The sequence below is a fragment of the Virgifigura deserti genome, from assembly GCA_003576685.1.
Classification (GTDB): domain Bacteria; phylum Pseudomonadota; class Alphaproteobacteria; order Dongiales; family Dongiaceae; genus Virgifigura; species Virgifigura deserti.
On the sequence record QOZR01000002.1, the window covers coordinates 186,219 to 204,489 of the forward strand.

Below are 18,271 nucleotides of genomic sequence, written 5' to 3' on the forward strand. Positions count from 1 at the left end.
GTTGGGGTGGGGCTCGAACCCATCGACGTTGACAAATCAAGTCATGCAGGTCATGAGCCTCGCATGACCCGACTGTTGCGTTCGCTTGGTCCACTCGCCGCGCTGTTTGTCGGCGCCTGCGCCACTCCCGACACAACACTGTCGCTCGAAAGTACCGGCGGCGATGCCTGGACGTTCGAGAAACGCATCGAAGGCACCCTGACCGGCGCCTGCAACGACATCGTCGTGACGGCACCGGGAGGCACGGTCCCCGCATGGCGCGACGGCACGCATTTCTCCGCCGTTGTCGAATTGCAGGAAGGCGCGAACGAGGTGCGCGCCGTCTGCCAAAGCAACGACGCCTCTGCCGCCCAGCACTGGACGGTGCAGCTGCGCGATCGGCCAAAAGCCTGGATCCGCACCGTCGTCACCAGCGCCGGCACCAAGAGGGGCCTGATCCTCGACGCCGGCCGCAGCGAGCCCGCCCCGGCGCGCGCCGTGCCGATCGTCCGCTATGAATGGCGCGCCCGCCCCGACAATCCGGCGCCGCTCTATGCGGCCGGCAGCGAAACGCCGCTCGACGCGGCGCCGACGACGGGCAAGCAGCTGGCCCTCGAGCCCCAGACCGTCGACGGCGCCTACTACGTCACGCTGCGTGCGGTCGATGCCCTCGGCCGCGCCGACGAGAGCACCGCGGTGTTCCGCGTCCGCGATGGCGAAGCGCGGGCCGTCAACCTCGCGCGCGAGCACCCCGCCTGGGTCGACGAGGCGGTGATCTATGGCGTGGTGCCGTTCTTCTTCGGCCCGCGTGGCTTCGACGACGTCACCGCGCGCCTCGACGAGATCGCGGCGCTCGGCGCGACCGTGCTCTGGCTTTCCCCGATTACCGATGCGCCCGAGGACGATTTCGGCTATGCCGTGACCGATCCGTTCGAGGTGCGCGAGCGCTTCGGCACCGAGGCGGATCTTCGCGCGCTGGTCAATGCGGCCCATGCGCGCGGCCTGCGGGTCGTCATGGACTTCATCCCGAACCATTTCTCCGACGAGCACGCATATTATGTCGACGTCGCAAGCCGCGGCGAGGCGTCGCCTTATTTCGACTTCTTCGACCGCGACGAGACCGGCGAGGTCACCACTTACTTCAACTGGGAGAACCTGAAGAACCTGAACTACGACAACTCGGAGGTGCAGCGCTATGTCATCGAGGCGTTCGCCCATTGGGTCCGCGATCTCGGCATCGACGGCTTCCGCGTCGATGTGAGCTGGGGCGTCCACGAGCGCGCGCCCGAGTTCTGGCCGCGCTGGCGCGCGGAGCTGAAGCGCATCGATCCGGACCTGCTGCTTCTCGCCGAGGCCTCGGCCCGCGACCCCTACTATGTCGCGAACGGCTTTGACGCCGCCTATGACTGGACCAACGACCTCGGCAAATGGGCTTGGTTCCGCGCCTTCGAGGATCGCGCCCACACCGCTGCCCATCTCCGCGCCGCGCTGACCAACGACGGCGCCGGTCGCCCGCCGGATACGTTGATCTTCCGCTTCATGAACAACAACGACACCGGCGCGCGCTTCATCACCCGCTATGGCATCGGGCGCACCCGGGTCGCCGCCGCCATGCTCCTGACCCTGCCGGGCATTCCCGGTATCTACACCGGCGACGAAGTCGGCGCGGCGTTCGAGCCCTATGCCGAGGGTCCGCCCATCACCTGGGAGGATCCGCACGGTCTGCGCCCTTACTATACGCGGCTCATCAGCCTGCGCCAGGCCGAGCCGGCCCTGCGCACGCGCGACCTGCAGCTCGTCGAGACGTCGCATGGCGAGACGGTACTCGCCTATCTGCGACCGGGGCCGTCTCCGGACGAGAGCCTGCTCGTCCTGCTCAACTATGGCGAAACGCCCGTACGCGCCTCGCTGTCACGCACCGACGAGATCACGGCCACGCTCGGCAGCGGCCAAGTCATCGACCTGCTGAGCGGCGAAACGCTCACGGTGAGCCCCGACGCGCCGATCCTGCCCCTACCCGCCTTCGGCGCCCGCGTCCTGCAGAGCATGCCTCCGGGTTAAGGCCCTGGGACCAGGGTCGGGCAACCATGAATAGGCGTAGTTCAAAAGCCGTATCGGCGGTGACGCCTAGCCGGGTGAACAACATTTACAAGGAACGACCGTCGAAGTCGATTGTTGGAACGGACGTAAGTTCAAGGCCTTCGAGGCAGCGAATGTTGATATAGGCCGATCGGTTGCCGTCTGCGTCTACGTCCTCGGCATACGGGTGAACGCCACATGTCCGGCAGAACCGATGACTGATAACGTGCCTGTTGAAAGTGTACGTATCAACGCCTTCTTCCGACGTGAGCAAGCGTAGATTGTCGCGGGGTACAGCCCATAGAAGCGAGCCTCTGCGGGAGCAGATAGAGCAGTTGCATGCCACCGCCGCGGTAAGCTCACCTTCAACCTCGAATGCAACTCTGCCGCAGTGACAACTACCTTTGTAGAGCATGTGTTCTCTCCTTTCCATATTGAGAACCGGCGGCAAACAGGGTCTGCGGCCGCGCCGGGCCAGCCTTCTTATGCCTGCGTCAATTTAGCGATTCGGCGAATCTGACTAAAAGACGATTGGGCGAAGAGCGATCCGACAGTGCACTTCGACTTTTCTCCAAGGCAGGTCAGGACTTCGCGGGCCACGGCTCCGAGCCGGTGTTGCGCCGTCGACGGCCCTACGGGCCAAAACATGGCTGCGGCCCCTATTCGAAAACTCCACTTGATCAATAGAACAAATCATGAACATACTCCCGGGACAACAAGCGACCGGGAGGGGAAACAATGGACAGGATCTTCAAACAACTCGCCGAAGGAGTCGGCCTCGGGCTGCTGATCGGGGCAGTCCTCCTCTGGATCAGTTTCGGCACGGCGGCGCTGGGTTAGGCGGTGATCAGCGACCGTCTTCCGACCGCGCCTGGCGGGCGCGAGCGAAGGCCTCGGCGAGCGCGCCGCCTGTGGCGGGTGGACGGCTCGCCGGACCGCGCTTCGCAGCCTTGGTTTCGAGCGCCTTCGCTCCAGACGCCTTGGTTCCGGACGCCTTGATTCCGGACCGGCGCTCCGCCTTGCCGACGCCCGGCTGAGTCGCGAGCCGGGTCGCGGAATCATCGCTCCGCATGCTAAGAGAGATGCGCCGGCGCTTTAGGTCGACCTCCAGCACGCGCACCTTGACGACATCGCCGGGCTTGACGACCGTGCGCGGATCCTTGATGAAGCGATCCGCCAGCGCCGAGACATGCACGAGCCCGTCCTGATGGACGCCGATATCCACGAAGGCGCCGAAGTTTGCCACATTGGTGACCACCCCCTCGAGCCGCATGCCGGGTTTGAGCTGCTCGAGCGTCTCGACGCCCTCGCGGAAGCTCGCCGTCTTGAACTGCGGCCGCGGATCGCGGCCAGGCTTCTCGAGTTCGCGCAGGATATCGACCACGGTCGGCAGGCCGAAGGTCGCGTCGGTGAAGTCATCGGGCGTGAGCTTGCGCAGCACCGGCGCATTGCCGATCAGCGCGCGGATATCGCCCTGCGTCGCGGCCGCGATGCGGCGCACAACCGGATAGGCCTCCGGATGCACCGCGGAGGCGTCGAGTGGGTCGTCGCCGTCCGCGATGCGCAGGAAGCCGGCCGCGAGTTCGAACGCCTTGGGCCCGAGCCGCGGCACCTCGCGCAATGCCTCGCGCGTGCGGAACGGTCCGTGCCGGTCGCGATGGGCGACAACGGCCTGGGCGAGCGCCTCGCCGAGGCCGGACACCCGCGCGAGTAGCCGCGCCGACGCCGTGTTGGCGTCGACGCCCACGGCGTTCACGCAGTCCTCGACCACTGCATCCAGCGAGCGCGACAGCTTCACCTCGCTCACATCATGCTGGTACTGGCCGACGCCAATCGATTTGGGATCGATCTTGACGAGCTCGGCAAGCGGATCCTGCAGCCGGCGCGCAATCGATACGGCGCCGCGCAGGGACACGTCGAGCTCCGGCAGCTCCTGCGAGGCATAGGCCGAGGCGGAATAGACCGAGGCCCCCGCCTCCGACACCATCGCCTTGGTCAGCGTCAGCTCCGGGTGCCGGCGAATCAGCTCGGCCGCCAGCTTGTCGGTCTCGCGCGAGGCCGTACCGTTACCGATGGCGATCAGCGCGACCGCATGCCGCCGCGCGAGCTCTGCCAGCGTCGCGATCGACTCGTCCCAGCGCTTCCGCGGCTCGTGCGGATAGATCGTCTCGGTCGCCACTATCTTGCCCGTGCCGTCGACGACCGCGACCTTGACGCCGGTCCGAAATCCGGGATCGAGCCCCATGGTCGACCGGGCACCGGCCGGCGCAGCGAGCAGAAGGTCGCGCAGATTGGCGGCGAAGACGTTGATCCCCTCCTCCTCGGCGATTTGCCAAAGCCTCAGCCGCAGATCGGTCTCGATATGCAGTGCGATGCGCACGCGCCAGGCCCAGCGCACCGTCTCGACGAGCCATTTGTCCGCCGCGCGGCCCTGGTCCGCGATGTCGAAGCGCTGCGCGATGCGTAGCTCGCAAGCGTTGAGGCGCGTCCGGTCCTCGCCGTCGCCGAGATCGAACGACAGCCACAGCACCTCCTCGCGCGAACCGCGAAACAGCGCCAGCGCGCGATGCGACGGAATCGCCTTGATCGGCTCGGCATAGTCGAAGTAATCGGCGAACTTAGCGCCGGCCTCCGCCTTGCCCTCGGCGACCTTGGAGACGAGCTTAGCGTTCTCCCACACATGCTCGCGCAGGGCGCCGACCAGATCGGCATCCTCGGCGAAGCGCTCCGTCAGGATCTGCCGCGCGCCGTCGAGCGCGGCGGTGGTGTCGGGCACGCCGCGCTCGGTGTCGAGATAGGCGGCCGCCGTCTCCTCCGGGTTGCGCGTGGGGTCGGCGAGCAGCGCGTCCGCCAGCGGCTCGAGGCCGGCTTCCTTGGCGATCTGCGCCTTGGTGCGGCGCTTCGGCTTGAAAGGTAAATAGAGGTCCTCGAGCCGTGCCTTGGTATCGGCCTCCTTTATCGCCGCTTCGAGCGCCGCGTCGAGCTTCCCCTGCTCCTGGATGCTGGCAAGGATCGCGGCCCGCCGCTCCTCAAGCTCGCGCAGATACCGCAGGCGCTCCTCCAGCGTGCGAAGCTGCGCATCGTCGAGGCCGCCGGTCGCCTCCTTGCGGTAGCGCGCGATGAACGGGACGGTGGCGCCGCCGTCGAGCAGCGCCACGGCAGCGTCGACCTGAGGGGTGCGGGCGCCGAGCTCGTCGGCAATGCGTTGGCTGATGGGGGTCATAGGGACTCGTCAGGTGATTGGGACCAAGAGGGCAGACTGGGCTCGTCGCAAGGGAAGCGAGAATAGGCAAGAGCGTCGGCGTTTGTGAAGGCGTCATGACGGGGATCTGCCGAACGCCCGCTCCGCAGATATGCCGACATCGGTCCAGGCACTTGAACGGACGATGGGCGCTTGCGTCTCCCATAAGTATGCACTTATATATTCGTCATGATCGAAACCAACGTCTTCCGTGCTCTGGCTGATCCAACGCGACGCGCCGTCTTCGAGCGGCTTGCCGGGCGCGAGATGAGCGTTTCGGAGCTGAAAGCCGGCTTTCCGGTTTCGCAGCCGGCGATCTCACAGCATCTGGCCGTGCTACGGGGAGCGGGTCTGGTCCTCGAACGCCGCGAGGGCCGGCGCGCCTACTATCGGGTCGATCCCGCCGGCCTCGTCCCTCTGGTCGATTGGGTCGACCGCTACCGCGCATTCTGGCCGGAACGTATCGAGAAGCTGAAGAACCTGCTCAAGGAAATGGATCAATGAATTACGACGACAGGCCGGACGAATCCGCCAACGGCTCCGAGAACGCCACGGACTCCATCATTACTGAATGCGATCTGGCCGAGCCGCCCGAGAAGGTCTGGCCGGCACTGACGGTCCCGGATCTGCTCGCCGCCTGGCTCATGCCCAACGACATCCGCCCGGAGGTCGGTCGCCGCTTCACCTTCCAGGCAAAGTCCGAATCGGGTGACGGCGCCATCAAATGCGAAGTGCTGGCGGTCGAGCCCAATCGCCTGCTCCGCTATAGCTGGCGCGGCGGCGAGGCCGAACGCGATGCCGGCGGTCGCACCCTCGACACCGTCGTGACCTTCGTTCTCACCAAGACCGCAACGGGCGGCACGCGTCTGCGCGTGATTCATAGCGGCTTCCCGCTTAGCCTGCGTCGGCCGGTGGTGCAACTCGCACGCACGGTTTCAAGCATGCGGCCGCACGACCTGCGAAGAAAGCCGCGACGAACGATCCTTGTCGCAAACTCTTTGCGACGGGCGGCCTGATGAAATTGGTCCTGATGGTGGTGGAGGAATGGCAATGAGCGGTCCGACGAACCTCGTCCCGATGGTGATTGAGCAGTCGAGCCGAGGCGAGCGGGCCTTCGACATCTTTTCGCGCCTGTTGCGCGAGCGGATCATCTTCTTGAACGGGCCGATCGACGACGGCGTCTCGGCTTTGGTCTGCGCCCAGCTTCTCTCGCTGGAGTCGGATAACCCCCGGAAGGAGATCGCTCTCTACATCAACTCGCCGGGCGGGGTGGTGACCAGCGGCCTCGCGATCTACGACACCATGCAGTACATCAGAAGCCCGGTGTCGACAGTATGCATGGGCACGGCCCGCTCCATGGGCTCGTTCCTGCTGATGGCCGGCGCAGCGGGCCGGCGCATCGCGCTGCCGAACGCAAGCATCATGCTGCACCAGCCATTAGGCGGTTTCCAGGGACAGGCCTCGGACATCGAGCGCCATGCCGAGGACGTCGTGAAGACGAAGCGCCGGCTGAACGAGCTCTATGCCAAGCATTGCGGCCGCTCCTACGAGGAGGTCGAGCGCACGCTAGACCGCGACCATTTCATGACCGCCGAAGAGGCGAAGGCCTGGGGCATCGTCGACCAGATCTGCGAGGCGCGCGGAGCTGGCGAGGCGATCTGACGACCACCGCGAGCTTGGGCTCGCGCAGTTTTCCTGTAGCGAAGTCGAACCGAACACCGGCGAGAAAACCGCCGGCGGGTTTGGCGCGACAATTTTGGTCGCTCCTTGAGTAAAGTCAGCCAGCCGGGTATGCAGGCTATGTCCGGAAACCGAGTGTCGGAATCGGGCCTCAACGCAGGAAAATCGAGAGATGAAATCGCATGTTCAGGTCGCCGTGATCGGCGGCGGAGTCGTCGGCGCCAGCGTCCTCTATCATCTGACGAAGGCGGGCTGGAAGGACGTGGTCCTGCTAGAGCGAGACGAGCTCACCTCGGGCTCCACTTGGCATGCCGCCGGCGGAATGCACACGATCAACGGCGACCCGAACGTCGCGAAGCTGCAGCAATACACGATCGACCTCTACAAGGAGATCGAGGAGATCTCCGGCCAGTCCTGCGGGGTCCATATCACCGGCGGCGTCATGCTGGCGGGAACGCAGGAACGCATGGATTGGCTGCGCCTCGTCCAGGCGCGTAGCCGCTATCTCGGCATGAAGACCGAGCTGATCTCGATTGACGAGGCCCACAAGCTCTTCCCCATCCTCGACAAGTCGCAGTTCTTGGGCGCGCTCTACGACCCCATAGAGGGCCATGTCGACCCCTCCGGCGTCACCCACGCCTACGCCAAGGCGGCACGGGTGCAGGGTGCCGAAATCTATCGCTTCACGCCGGTGACGGACTTGAAGCCGCGGCCCGACGGCAGCTGGGATGTCATCACCGAGAAGGGCAATCTGCATGCCGAGCATGTCGTCAATGCCGGCGGCCTTTGGGCGCGCGAGGTCGGCCGCATGGTCGGGCTGGAGCTGCCGATCCTCGCCATGGAGCATCAATACCTTATCACTGAGGAGATTCCCGAAGTCGTGGCCTTCAATGAGGCCGAAGGCAAGCAGATGCTCCACGCCATCGACTTCGAGGGCGAGATCTATATGCGCCAGGAGGGCAAGGGCATCCTCATGGGCACCTATGAGCGCGCCGGCGTCCCCTGGTCGGAGCGGCAAACCCCCTGGAACTTCAGCCATGAGCTGCTGCCGCCCGATCTCGACCGCATCGCGCCGTCGCTGGAGGTCGGCTTCAGGCACTATCCGGTACTTGAGCAGGCCGGGATCAAGCAGGTGATCAACGGCCCCTTCACCTTCGCGCCCGACGGCAACCCCGTGATCGGCCCGGTCCGCGGCCTGAAGAACTACTGGGTCGCCTGCGGCGTCATGGCCGGGTTCAGCCAGGGCGGCGGCGTCGGCCTCGTCCTGTCGAACTGGATGGTGAACGGCGACCCGGGCGCCGACGTCTGGGGTATGGACGTCGCGCGCTACGGTGATTGGGCGACGCTCGCCTACACGAACGCCAAGGTCCGCGAGAACTATTCGCGCCGCTTCCGCATCCGCTTCCCGAACGAGGAGCTTCCCGCCGCACGGCCGCTGCGCACGACGCCGGTCTATGACCGGCTGAAGGCGAAGGGTGCCGTCTTCGGCGTCGGCTATGGCCTCGAATATCCGCTGTGGTTCGCGCCCGAGGGCATGGAGCCGACAGAGGAGGTGACCTTCAAGCGCTCGAATGCGCATGGTCCGGTCGACGAGGAATGCCATGCGGTCCGTAACGCCGTCGGCCTGATCGAGACCTCGAGCTTCGCCAAATACGAAGTCACCGGGTCGGATGCCGAGGGCTGGCTGTCGCACCTGCTGGCCAACCGCATGCCCCGCCAGGGCCGCGTCGTTCTGACCCCGATGCTGAACCCGGACGGCAAGCTGATCGGCGACTTCACCGTGGCGAAGGCTGGCCCGGAGCGGTTCTACCTGTTCGGCTCGGGCCCGGCCGAGGATTATCACATGCGCTGGTTCGAGGCGCATCTCCCTGAGCAGGGCGTCGCCGTGCGCTCGCTGCGGAGCGAGATTCTCGGCTTCTCCGTCGCCGGCCCGAAGTCGCGCGAGCTCCTTCAGCGCTTGACGCCGGAAGACCTGTCGAACGCCGCGTTTCCCTTCATGTCGTTCCGTGAGCTGGATCTCGGCATGATTCCGGTCAAGGTCGGCCGCCTCACCTTCACCGGCGACCTCGGTTACGAGATCTGGGTTAAGGCCGACTATCAGCTCGCCCTCTATGAGCTGCTGCTCGAGGCCGGCAAGGATCTCGGCCTCCGGCAGTTCGGCTCTCGCGCCCTCGGCGCGCTGCGCCTCGAGAAGAGCTTCGGAACCTGGGCGCGCGAATTCCGGCCGATCTACGGCCCCTTCGAGGCCGGCCTCGACCGCTTCGTCGCACTGGAGAAGAACGACTTCATCGGCCGCGACGCCGCCTTGCGGGAGAAGGAGGAAGGCCCCCGCCACCGCCTCGTCACCTTCGCCGTCGACGAGACCGACGTGGACGTGATCGGCGACGAGCCGGTCTGGCACGACGGCAAGGTCGTCGGCTGGGTCACGTCGGGCGGCTACGCGCACCATATCGGCAAGTCGGTCGCGCTGGCCTACATCCCGGCCGAACTCGCCGCCGAGGCCAGCGGCTTCGAGATCGAGATCCTCGGTGAGCGGAAGCCGGCCGCAATCTCGCTGCAGCCGCTGTTCGATCCCCAGGGCAAGCGGATGCGTGGCTGATCGCCTCGGATTAGCTCGGCGGACAGGGGGCGATCAGACCAAGGGACGAGAAGCGCCCCCTCCCCCCCGTGACCGTTACGCCTCGCTTGCGAGCTCTTGGAGGAGCCAATCGCGGAAGGCCCGGATTTTTCCCGAACGCCGCCGCGCCTCGGGATAGACGAGCCAATAGCTCGCCCCGGATCTGTGGACCAGGGGGAAGGGCTGCACAAGGCGGCCTGCGGCGACCTCCTCGGCGAAGAATGCAGGTGTCAGGATGGCCACGCCATGGCCGGCGAGCGCGACGTTTCCCGCAAGATGCTGCGTGCCGACCCGCATCTCGGTGCGGCGCGAAAGGTCCGGCGCCGGGAGGCCCGCAGCAGTGAACCAGTCCATCCACCATGGGTCCGCCGGGTCTATCAGCGGCAGTTTCAAGAGATCGGCCGGGGCGTCGAGCGGCCCCATCCTGTCGAGGAGGCCCGGACTCAGCATGGGCGTGTAGTCGACCGCCATCAGCCGATGGGCCGCGAGACCCGACCAGCAACCGTCACCGCAGCGAATGCCGATGTCCATCTCCTGGCGGGCGAAGTCAACGAGGTGCCCCGACACGTCGAGCCGGACGGCGATGCCCGGATGGGCAAGCTGGAAGGCGCCGAGGCGTGGCACCAGCCAGTTCGAGGCGAAGGTGTTCACGGCGCTGACGGAGAGCACCCCTTCGGCCGTTTCGCCCAAATCCTCGAAGGCAGCGCGGAGGGTGGAAAAGGCCTCGGTGACCGCCGGGGCGAGGCGCCGCCCCGCCTCCGTCAGCACAACCCCGCGCGAACCGCGTAGGAAGAGCGGCCCGGCGAGCCGCTCTTCGAGAAGCTTGATCTGGTAGCTCATGGCCGCCTGCGTCATGCCGAGCTCGTGCGCCGCACGCGTGAAGCTCTGGTGGCGGGCGGCGGCCTCGAAACAGCGGATTGCGGCGAGTGGCGGCAGGTAAGCTGTCATAAGTGGGGCTTATGCTACCCCATCGAGCTTTCGTTGGAAAGCAGGGCCTGGTTGGCTCAAATGGATGGTGTGCCCATCAGCAAATCAGGCAACACCACCATGGCCCAGCCCTCGCACTGCCTCGCATCGCAGCCTGCCGCGCCGCCGCGGCTCCGGCTCTTTTGCTGGCTGCCGCACTGGCTCGCGCTGCGGCTCCCGGTGGTTTCCAGGGTCGCTCTCAGGGCCGTTCCCAGAATCGACCCGGACAGCCTTCCGGATTACCTTAAGCGGGATCTCGGCTTCGCCGATGGCCGTGGCGCACAACCGCGACACCCTCAGCGTGACTAGCGGTCCGCGCAGCCACCGGCCCAGGGACAGATCGCGCCTCGCCTTCATTCGGACGAGGCTGTATCCATCGCACCGTAGTCGAACGGCTGCAGGCGGGCGGCCTGCTCCGGCGTGTAAGGAACGGTATAGGCGTTGTACACCGGATCGTAGGCGTCTTCGAGATAAGGGAAGGCATAGGGTCCGCCCTCGTCGACGACATCGTCCGGATCCACGACCACGGCCATCAGCTTTCCCTTCCGGCTGAAGATCAGATCCTCGACCGTGCCGTAGTGGGAGAGGCCGGTCGCGGCGACATCGCCGCCGATCAGTGACGCGGCCTGCCAGCCGCCCGTCCTCTCGATTGCTTCGTCCACGGACTCGTCGCCGTCGATCAGATCGAAGTCGTCGACATTCTCCTCGTTCACGGGAATCGACACCGTCGCCATGTCTGCGGCAACCTCCGCGTCGGACCACGGGACGAGGAGATGCGTATCGCCGATATCGAGAACGCCGCCGGTCTCGACGATGATTCCCGCGAGTGCCCCCTCGGTTTCGACGAGAAGGTCCTCCACATCCCCGATTACGGTGCCGTCGCCGCCCTGCACCGAAGTCTCGATCAGTTCACCCGCGCGCCAGCCGGAGTCATACAGCGCATCATATCCCCAGCTCTCGATATCGGTGACCTCGCCACGGTCTTCGATCTCGGGCGTCTCCAACTGCTCTTCGAACACATCTGGCCCAAGAAATTCGTCTCCCTGTTGCGCGACGGCAGGCCCCGAAACGCCGAAAGCGAGCGCCGAAACGACGACGAGCATCTTTTCAGCCGCTCTTGGCTTCGGGTCCTCAGCCACACGCCGGGCGCGGTCCGTTGCGGAGACGACCACGTCGGTGAACCGGTGGATGCTCATTCCGTGCCTCATGCCCGCCGTTGCCTCGCTTCGCTTAGGAAACGAGGCGCCAATGGGAAGGTTCCCACCTGGAAGCGGCAGTCTCCGAAGGCTCGGGCCCTAATGCGTCATCCGCAGCGTGGCCTTGGGATCATAGGTGACGGTCGCGGTTCCGCTCTGCGCGAGCCGTCGCCCGATCAGAACGCGCGGCCGATGATTCGATCGATCGAGAAGCGCCGGGCGCCGTGGATCACGAAGAAGAAGCAGATGGCCGCCCAAAGAATCGACTTCTCCGCGCCGGGATAGCCCTGCCCCTGCACGGCCCAGTGGACCCAGACGGTTACGAGAAGCACGATCGTCGTGGCCAATGCGGCCGGACGGGTGAGGAAGCCGGCGGCCAGGAACAGGCCGCCGAAGAACTCCGTCGCGGCCAGAAGCGGAGACCAGATCTCGCCGGGCACGAAACCGAGGCTTTCGACCATGCCGATATTGCCGAACGGATCCATGATCTTGCCATAGCCATGCGTGGCGAGCGCGAGGCCGGCGAGCGCACGCAAGACGGCTTCGGACAGGCCGGCCAAGCCGGAGTAGACATTGCCGAGCGCCGGAATGATAAGCCGGCTTCCATGCCCTTGAACCGGATCTATTGCAGACATTCTCTTTCTCCGCTGAAAGCTTTCAACCGGGGTGTTCACCGCCTCGCTGACGAGGCGGCCGGCAGCATCTTATGCGGTGACTCGGCCACCGGCACAAGCGCTGCGGGCGAGGCACGAAGACCGCGGTTAACTCTTGCCTCGACTCCTGCGGAACCATTCTCCAACAACCTCATTAATGACTTACGAACGACTGACGCCGCTTCCTGGTGAGACAAAGGTAGAATGATGAAGAGGGTCACGGTCGGAACCGCCTGCGCGATCGCCCTGACGATCGGCTCTGGGACGATCGGCTTTGGGACGATCGGCTTTGGAAGCGCCAGAGCACAGGACCAAGGCACTCAAGACACGGCGGAGCGGATCTGTGCCCAGGGCACCTACTCGCTGCCCTGTCCGGAGGTCATCTGGTGTCCGGCCGGCAATTGCGGGATCGGCATCCCCCTTTCTGACGGGAACATCGAAATCATCTCCTCGAGCGAGGAGGAGATGCAGGGTACGCACCGGCGTCCTGTGCAGGCCGGCAATCCGATGTCGCTGCAGCACCTGGCCGGGAGGGTCATCGTCTTCGAGTGGGACGACAGCGGCGAGGTCGAGAACCCCGGCTCGGATCTCGTGATCAAAAACATTCTCTATGTCATCATGCCCCCGCCCAATGCCGGTTGAGATCGGTTGTGCATGAGGCAGGCGGGGCCGGCAAATTCTCGGAGAGCTCAATGGTCAAATTGCAGGTAAACGGTCAGGATCAGCAGTTCGATGGCGATCCTTCGATGCCCCTGCTCTGGTATCTCAGGGACGAGCTGGGTCTGACCGGTACGAAGTTCGGCTGCGGCATCGCCGCCTGCGGCGCCTGTACGATCCACCTCGACGGCGAAGCCGTCCGCTCCTGCGTGACTCCGGTAAGCGCTGCGGAAGGCCTGACCGTGACGACGATCGAGGGCCTTCACCCTGACGGGAATCATCCGGTTCAGAAGGCATGGCGGACCCTCGGGGTCGCGCAATGCGGCTACTGCCAGACCGGCCAGATCATGCAGGCGGTCGCCCTGCTGAACCAGACGCCGGAACCGACAGACGAAGACATCGACGCCACGATGTGGGGCAATATCTGCCGTTGCGGCACCTATACGCGCATTCGGACGGCCATCAAGCAAGCCGCCCAAGAGGCATGAGTCAAGGAAGCCTGACATGACTGAGTGGAGCATCACGAACATCAGCCGCCGCGGCCTGCTCAAGGGCTTCGGTTCGGCCGGAAGTCTTGTTCTCGCCGCACAGATCCTGCCAATTCGCACTCTGTCCGCTCAGGAAACGCCGGTCTATGGCGCCGCGGCGATGCCGCACGGCACGGTCAATAATCCGCATGTCTTCCTTTCGATCGACCCGGATGGCGGCGTGACCATCGTCAGCCATCGCGCGGAGATGGGGCAAGGCGTGCGCACGGGCCTGCCGATGATCGTCGCCGACGAGCTCGAGGCGGACTGGTCGCGGGTGCGCGTCGTCCAGGCGCCCGGCGACGAGCCCAAATACGGCAATCAGGACACCGACGGGTCGCGCAGCACGCGGCACTTCATGCAGCCGATGCGGGAGGCCGGCGCTGCGGCGCGGATGATGCTCGAAGCCGCCGCGGCCGCGCGCTGGAGCGTTGCCGCCGACGAGGTCGAGGCGAAGAACCACGAGGTGACCCATAAGCCGTCCGGCCGCAAGCTCGGCTATGGTGAGCTTGCGGCCGACGCAAGCGCCTTAGAGGTCCCGGAGAAAGACAAGATCCGCCTGAAGGACCCCTCGCAGTTCCGCTATATCGGCAAGGACATGCCGATCATCGACGGCTTCGACATCACGACCGGCCGCGCCCTATACGGGATCGACACGCGGCTGGAGGGCATGAAGTATGCCGTGATCATCCGGCCGCCCGTCTTTGGCGGCAAGGTCGCGTCACTCGACAGCGCGGAGGCGATGAAGGTCCCCGGCGTCGAGAAGATCATCGAGCTTGAAGGGGGCGTGGAGGCGCCGTCGAAGTTCCAACCGCTGGGCGGCGTCGCCGTCATCGCCCGCAACACATGGGCGGCCATCCAGGGCCGTGACGCGCTCAAGGTCACCTGGGACAACGGTTCGAACGGGTCATACGACTCGCGCGCCTACAGAAAGGAACTCGAGACAACGGCGCGCAAGCCTGCTCTGATCGTGCGCGACGATGGCGATGTCGACGCGGCGTTCGGTGAGGCCGCAACGACGATCGAAGCCGAATATTACATGCCTCATCTCGCCCAGGCGCCGATGGAGCCGCCGGCGGCCACGGCGCGGATCGTCGACGGGAAATGCGACGTCTGGGCCTGCGTGCAGGCGCCACAGGCGACGCGGGTCGAGGTGTCGGAAAGGCTTGGCCTCCCCATCGAGGACGTGACGGTCAACCAGACGCTGCTCGGCGGCGGCTTCGGGCGCAAGTCGAAGCCCGATTTCGTCGCCGAGGCGGCGCTTCTGTCGAAGGCGATGGGCGGTGCGCCCGTTAAGGTGACCTGGACGCGCGAGGACGACATCCGTCACAGCTATTATCACACGGTCTCGGTCGAGCGGATCGAGGCCGGGCTGGATTCGGACGGCAAGCCCGTCGCGTGGCGGCATCGGAGCGTGGCACCGACCATCGGGTCGATCTTCGTTCCCGACCCGAAGCATGAGGCGCCGTTCGAACTCGGCATGGGCTTCGTCGATCTGCCCTTCGCGATTCCGAACATCCGCTGCGAGAACGGCGAGGCGGCGGCGCACACACGTATCGGCTGGTTCCGGTCCGTCTCGAACATCCCGCATGCCTTCGCGATCCAGTCCTTCGCCGGAGAGCTCGCCGCGGCGGCCGGCAAGGATCAGAAGGATTACCTGCTGGAGCTGATCGGCCCGGCACGGATAGCTGACCTTCGGTCCGTGGACTCGCTCTGGAACTACGGCGAGTCGCTGGAGGTGTACCCGATCGACACGGGACGTCTGCGTCGGGTGGTCGAGGTAGCGGCCGAGAAAGCAGGCTGGGGGCGCGAGCTGCCGCCGGGGCATGGCCTCGGCATCGCCGCGCATCGAAGCTTCGTCACCTATGTCGCCACGGTCGTCGAGGCGCGGGTCGAGGAGGACGGGGCCCTGTCGATACCGCGCGTCGACGTCGCCGTCGATTGCGGCGCTTACGTGAACCCGGACCGCATCCGCTCGCAGATGGAGGGGGCCTGCATCTATGGCCTGAGTCTGGCCTTGAAGAGCGAGATTTCCTTCAAGGACGGCCGGGTCGAACAAGGGAACTTCGACGATTACGAGGTCGCCCGCATCGACGAGGCGCCGCGCGAGATCCATATCCATTTGGCGGAGCAGAATTTCGACATCCCGCCCGGCGGCGTCGGCGAGCCCGGCGTTCCGCCCTTCGCGCCAGCGCTGACGAACGCGATCTTCGCCGCCACGGGAAAGCGCATCCGCAACCTGCCGATCCGCAATCAGCTCAGGAGCTGAGCCACGGCGGGCACGCGGCGTCCGCGTTCACCCGGCGACCCGTTTCTTCTCCGCGGCGAACGGACTGAGGCCAAGCCATGTCCGCATGGAGCGGGCGAGTCCGTCATGCCCGGTGATCTGCATACGCTCCGCCGCGGCTTCGTCGGGGTCCGCCAAGCCCATCCAGATCGCGGTCATGGTGCGCAGGTCGGTCACGACGTAAAGATCGACATCCAGGCCAGGATCCACCGAGCACAGATCGACTTCTTCGCCCGGCTCCACGACCAGCCACCAATGACGTTTGGCTGGCTGAAGTTCCGGGTACAGAAAATGTATCACGCAGCGCCGATCAGGCATGGGCGCCGGGTTTAGATTTCGCCGCATGTCCCACATCAGCAGGCTGGGGTCGAGATTGCGCAGGCTAGGCTGCGACTGAACCCAGCGCTGGCCCCAGACGCCCACCGCCTCCACCACCCGGCGCAGGTCGCGGCCCGCCTCGGTCAGGCGATATTCGTGGACGCCGGGCTCGCCCGCCCGGACACGGCTGATCACGCCGGCTTCCTCCAGTTCTTTCAGCCGCTTGGAGAGTAAAGCCGGCGACATGCGCGGCACACCTCTGCGCAGCTCGTTGAACCGAGTACTGCCGGCGACCAGCTCGCGCACCACAATCATCGTCCATCGGTTGCAAAGAACTTCCGCCGCCATGGCGACCGGACAGAACTGGCCGTAGCTTTGCGTCTCCATTCCCTGCCTCCTGATTATTGGATGCCCTGTAAACAGATAGCGCCCCCCTGTCGGGCGACTTGGGCATCGCCGCAAGCCTAGTACAGGTCGTGAACTTGAGGCGAGTCGCAATGGAGGCGCATGCTCAGTCCAGGCACGACGACTGTCGAGCCGACAGGAGAAATACGCTTACAGGAGACAAAGCACCATGACGGAGTTGACGTTGCGAACCCTGGACGGACAGAGCCGACCGATGGACGACGAAGCCATCGATCGGTTGGGGTCACAGCTCCGTGGGACTGTGGTCAGGCCCCAATCCCCGGAATATGAGGAGGTGCGGCAGGTCTGGAACGCCATGATCGACCGGCGCCCCGGCCTCATCGTCCAGTGCGCCGGTGCGGCCGATGTGCTGGCATGCGTGCGCTTTGCTCGCAAGCACCGGCTGCTCACATCGGTCCGTGGGGCCGGCCATAACATTGCCGGCAGTTCCGTGTGCGACGGCGGACTGATGATCGACCTCACGCCAATGAAATCGGTGCGGGTCGACCCGACGAACCGCACCGCGCGCGTCGAGCCGGGCGTGACGCTCGGCGAGTTCGACAAGGAAGCCCAGGCCTTTGGTCTCGCCACGCCCCTCGGTATCAATTCGACCACGGGAGTCGCCGGGCTGACCCTGGGCGGCGGTTTCGGCTGGCTCTCGCGCAGATACGGCATGACCATCGACAATCTGGTTGCGGCCGATGTGGTGACCGCCGCCGGCGAGCTGATGCATGCCAGCGAGCAGGAGCACCCTGAGCTGTTCTGGGCCATCCGCGGCGGCGGAGGCAATTTCGGCATCGTCACGTCGTTCGAATTCCGGCTGCACGCGGTCGGGCCGGATGTGCTCGCAGGCCTGATCGTGCATCCGTTCGAGGGGGCCGGCGACCTGCTGCGCCGTTATCGCGATTTCGCCGCCAACAGCCCGGACGACCTGTCCTGCTGGGTCGTGCTGCGCAAGGCGCCGCCTCTGCCGTTCCTGCCGCCGGAGGTGCATGGCAAGGAGGTCGTGGTCTTCGCCCTCTGCCATGCCGGCGACCCTGCCGAAGGCCAGAAGGCGATCGAGCCGCTGATGGCGCTTGGCCAGCCGGTCGGAACCCATGTCGACATTATGCCTTACACCGCTTGGCAGTCGGCGTTCGATCCCCTGCTGACGCCGGGTGCGCGCAACTACTGGAAGTCCCATAACTTCACGGAACTCGACGACGAGGCCATCGACCTGACCGTTCGATATGCCGGGCAATTGCCGACCCCGCAATGCGAGATCTTCATCGGCCAGATCGGCGGGGCAACCAAACGGGTGGCGGCGGATGCTATGGCCTATCCCCACCGGGATGCCGATTTCGTGATGAACGTCCATACCCGGTGGGACGATCCGGCCGAGGACCAGCGGTGCATCGCGTGGGCTCGTGAGTTCTTCAACGCCGCCGCACCACACGCCACTGGCGGGGTCTATGTCAACTTCATCACCGAGGACGAGGAGCGGGTCGCGGCGGCCTATGGCGGAAACTACGACCGCTTGGCGGACATCAAGCGCCGATACGACCCGGAGAACCTGTTCCGCCTCAACCAGAATATCCCGGGCAAAGCGGCAGCGTAGACGACCCCCGATCCGGCGCGCCGTCCGCGCCGGATCGGAGCCGAGTGAACCGCGCGCCCGGCACGGCGT

Annotated in this window: 15 protein-coding genes; 9 read left to right on the top strand and 6 right to left on the bottom strand. The window is 65.6% G+C overall.

What is annotated here, in order from left to right:
• Positions 1 to 63: 63 nt before the first annotated feature.
• Positions 64 to 2,040: an alpha-amylase family glycosyl hydrolase gene (locus DT069_RS04295; protein ID WP_119459050.1), complete on the top strand. Its 1,977-nt coding sequence runs from the start codon at positions 64 to 66 to the stop codon at positions 2,038 to 2,040.
• 85 nt (positions 2,041 to 2,125) lie between these two features.
• Here the strand turns inward: DT069_RS04295 and DT069_RS04300 are convergent, their stop codons facing one another.
• Both DT069_RS04300 and DT069_RS04305 read right to left on the bottom strand, forming a co-directional pair.
• Positions 2,126 to 2,491, bottom strand: coding sequence for a GFA family protein (locus DT069_RS04300; protein ID WP_425450031.1), 366 nt, complete (start codon positions 2,489 to 2,491; stop codon positions 2,126 to 2,128).
• Positions 2,492 to 2,905: 414 nt separating this feature from the next.
• Entirely contained in the window at positions 2,906 to 5,281 is a 2,376-nt protein-coding gene (locus DT069_RS04305; RefSeq protein ID WP_119459052.1) for a Tex family protein, read from the bottom strand.
• A 207-nt stretch (positions 5,282 to 5,488) separates the two neighbouring features.
• Here DT069_RS04305 and DT069_RS04310 point away from each other — a divergent pair, with 207 nt between their 5' ends.
• The 4 genes from DT069_RS04310 (at position 5,489) to DT069_RS04325 (ending at position 9,578) form a co-directional block, all read left to right on the top strand.
• The gene (locus DT069_RS04310; RefSeq protein ID WP_119459053.1) at positions 5,489 to 5,803 is read left to right on the top strand and encodes an ArsR/SmtB family transcription factor; all 315 of its coding nucleotides are present in this window, start codon (positions 5,489 to 5,491) and stop codon (positions 5,801 to 5,803) included.
• Entirely contained in the window at positions 5,800 to 6,315 is a 516-nt protein-coding gene (locus DT069_RS04315; protein WP_119459054.1) for an SRPBCC family protein, read from the top strand. Before DT069_RS04310 ends, DT069_RS04315 begins: the two co-directional genes overlap by 4 nt.
• Positions 6,316 to 6,349: 34 nt before the next feature.
• Entirely contained in the window at positions 6,350 to 6,961 is a 612-nt protein-coding gene (locus tag DT069_RS04320; RefSeq protein WP_119459055.1) for an ATP-dependent Clp protease proteolytic subunit, read from the top strand.
• Between the two features lie 190 nt (positions 6,962 to 7,151).
• Positions 7,152 to 9,578: a GcvT family protein gene (locus DT069_RS04325; protein WP_119459056.1), complete on the top strand. Its 2,427-nt coding sequence runs from the start codon at positions 7,152 to 7,154 to the stop codon at positions 9,576 to 9,578.
• 75 nt (positions 9,579 to 9,653) lie between these two features.
• On the opposite strand, the gene DT069_RS04330 is transcribed toward DT069_RS04325, so the two are convergent.
• From DT069_RS04330 to DT069_RS04345, 3 genes are all read right to left on the bottom strand, one after another.
• Positions 9,654 to 10,544: a LysR substrate-binding domain-containing protein gene (locus DT069_RS04330; protein WP_119459057.1), complete on the bottom strand. Its 891-nt coding sequence runs from the start codon at positions 10,542 to 10,544 to the stop codon at positions 9,654 to 9,656.
• A 371-nt stretch (positions 10,545 to 10,915) separates the two neighbouring features.
• On the bottom strand, positions 10,916 to 11,758 hold the full coding sequence (locus DT069_RS04340; protein WP_162912977.1) for a PRC-barrel domain-containing protein: 843 nt from the start codon (positions 11,756 to 11,758) through the stop codon (positions 10,916 to 10,918).
• Positions 11,759 to 11,934: 176 nt separating this feature from the next.
• The gene (locus DT069_RS04345; RefSeq protein ID WP_119459060.1) at positions 11,935 to 12,393 is read right to left on the bottom strand and encodes a DoxX family protein; all 459 of its coding nucleotides are present in this window, start codon (positions 12,391 to 12,393) and stop codon (positions 11,935 to 11,937) included.
• Between the two features lie 222 nt (positions 12,394 to 12,615).
• Between DT069_RS04345 and DT069_RS04350 the strand changes: the two genes are divergently transcribed.
• The 3 genes from DT069_RS04350 to DT069_RS04360 are packed head-to-tail and all read left to right on the top strand — an operon-like array spanning position 12,616 to position 15,864.
• Complete coding sequence (locus tag DT069_RS04350) at positions 12,616 to 13,053, top strand: hypothetical protein (protein ID WP_119459061.1); 438 nt, start codon at positions 12,616 to 12,618, stop codon at positions 13,051 to 13,053.
• A gap of 50 nt (positions 13,054 to 13,103) precedes the next feature.
• Positions 13,104 to 13,556 (top strand): (2Fe-2S)-binding protein, encoded by a 453-nt coding sequence (locus tag DT069_RS04355; protein ID WP_119459062.1) that lies wholly within the window; start codon positions 13,104 to 13,106, stop codon positions 13,554 to 13,556.
• A 16-nt stretch (positions 13,557 to 13,572) separates the two neighbouring features.
• On the top strand, positions 13,573 to 15,864 hold the full coding sequence (locus DT069_RS04360) for a xanthine dehydrogenase family protein molybdopterin-binding subunit (protein ID WP_119459063.1): 2,292 nt from the start codon (positions 13,573 to 13,575) through the stop codon (positions 15,862 to 15,864).
• Between the two features lie 27 nt (positions 15,865 to 15,891).
• Here DT069_RS04360 and DT069_RS04365 read toward each other — a convergent pair whose 3' ends face one another.
• Positions 15,892 to 16,587: a winged helix-turn-helix transcriptional regulator gene (locus tag DT069_RS04365; protein ID WP_119459064.1), complete on the bottom strand. Its 696-nt coding sequence runs from the start codon at positions 16,585 to 16,587 to the stop codon at positions 15,892 to 15,894.
• A gap of 187 nt (positions 16,588 to 16,774) precedes the next feature.
• Between DT069_RS04365 and DT069_RS04370 the strand changes: the two genes are divergently transcribed.
• A complete protein-coding gene (locus tag DT069_RS04370; RefSeq protein ID WP_119459065.1) occupies positions 16,775 to 18,202 on the top strand; it encodes an FAD-binding oxidoreductase in 1,428 nt (475 codons plus the stop codon).
• The last annotated feature ends 69 nt before the right edge of the window (positions 18,203 to 18,271 follow it).

Bases quoted from the DNA above. Each gene is read 5' to 3' on its own strand.
- DT069_RS04300 (WP_425450031.1), bottom strand. From the start codon at position 2,491: ATGGAAAGGAGAGAACACATGCTCTACAAAGGTAGTTGTCACTGCGGC.
- DT069_RS04350 (WP_119459061.1), top strand. From the start codon at position 12,616: ATGATGAAGAGGGTCACGGTCGGAACCGCCTGCGCGATCGCCCTGACG.
- DT069_RS04365 (WP_119459064.1), bottom strand. From the start codon at position 16,587: ATGGAGACGCAAAGCTACGGCCAGTTCTGTCCGGTCGCCATGGCGGCG.
- DT069_RS04315 (WP_119459054.1), top strand. From the start codon at position 5,800: ATGAATTACGACGACAGGCCGGACGAATCCGCCAACGGCTCCGAGAAC.
- DT069_RS04305 (WP_119459052.1), bottom strand. From the start codon at position 5,281: ATGACCCCCATCAGCCAACGCATTGCCGACGAGCTCGGCGCCCGCACC.
- DT069_RS04295 (WP_119459050.1), top strand. From the start codon at position 64: ATGACCCGACTGTTGCGTTCGCTTGGTCCACTCGCCGCGCTGTTTGTC.
- DT069_RS04345 (WP_119459060.1), bottom strand. From the start codon at position 12,393: ATGTCTGCAATAGATCCGGTTCAAGGGCATGGAAGCCGGCTTATCATT.
- DT069_RS04320 (WP_119459055.1), top strand. From the start codon at position 6,350: ATGAGCGGTCCGACGAACCTCGTCCCGATGGTGATTGAGCAGTCGAGC.
- DT069_RS04310 (WP_119459053.1), top strand. From the start codon at position 5,489: ATGATCGAAACCAACGTCTTCCGTGCTCTGGCTGATCCAACGCGACGC.
- DT069_RS04330 (WP_119459057.1), bottom strand. From the start codon at position 10,544: ATGACAGCTTACCTGCCGCCACTCGCCGCAATCCGCTGTTTCGAGGCC.
- DT069_RS04360 (WP_119459063.1), top strand. From the start codon at position 13,573: ATGACTGAGTGGAGCATCACGAACATCAGCCGCCGCGGCCTGCTCAAG.
- DT069_RS04325 (WP_119459056.1), top strand. From the start codon at position 7,152: ATGAAATCGCATGTTCAGGTCGCCGTGATCGGCGGCGGAGTCGTCGGC.
- DT069_RS04340 (WP_162912977.1), bottom strand. From the start codon at position 11,758: ATGAGCATCCACCGGTTCACCGACGTGGTCGTCTCCGCAACGGACCGC.
- DT069_RS04370 (WP_119459065.1), top strand. From the start codon at position 16,775: ATGACGGAGTTGACGTTGCGAACCCTGGACGGACAGAGCCGACCGATG.
- DT069_RS04355 (WP_119459062.1), top strand. From the start codon at position 13,104: ATGGTCAAATTGCAGGTAAACGGTCAGGATCAGCAGTTCGATGGCGAT.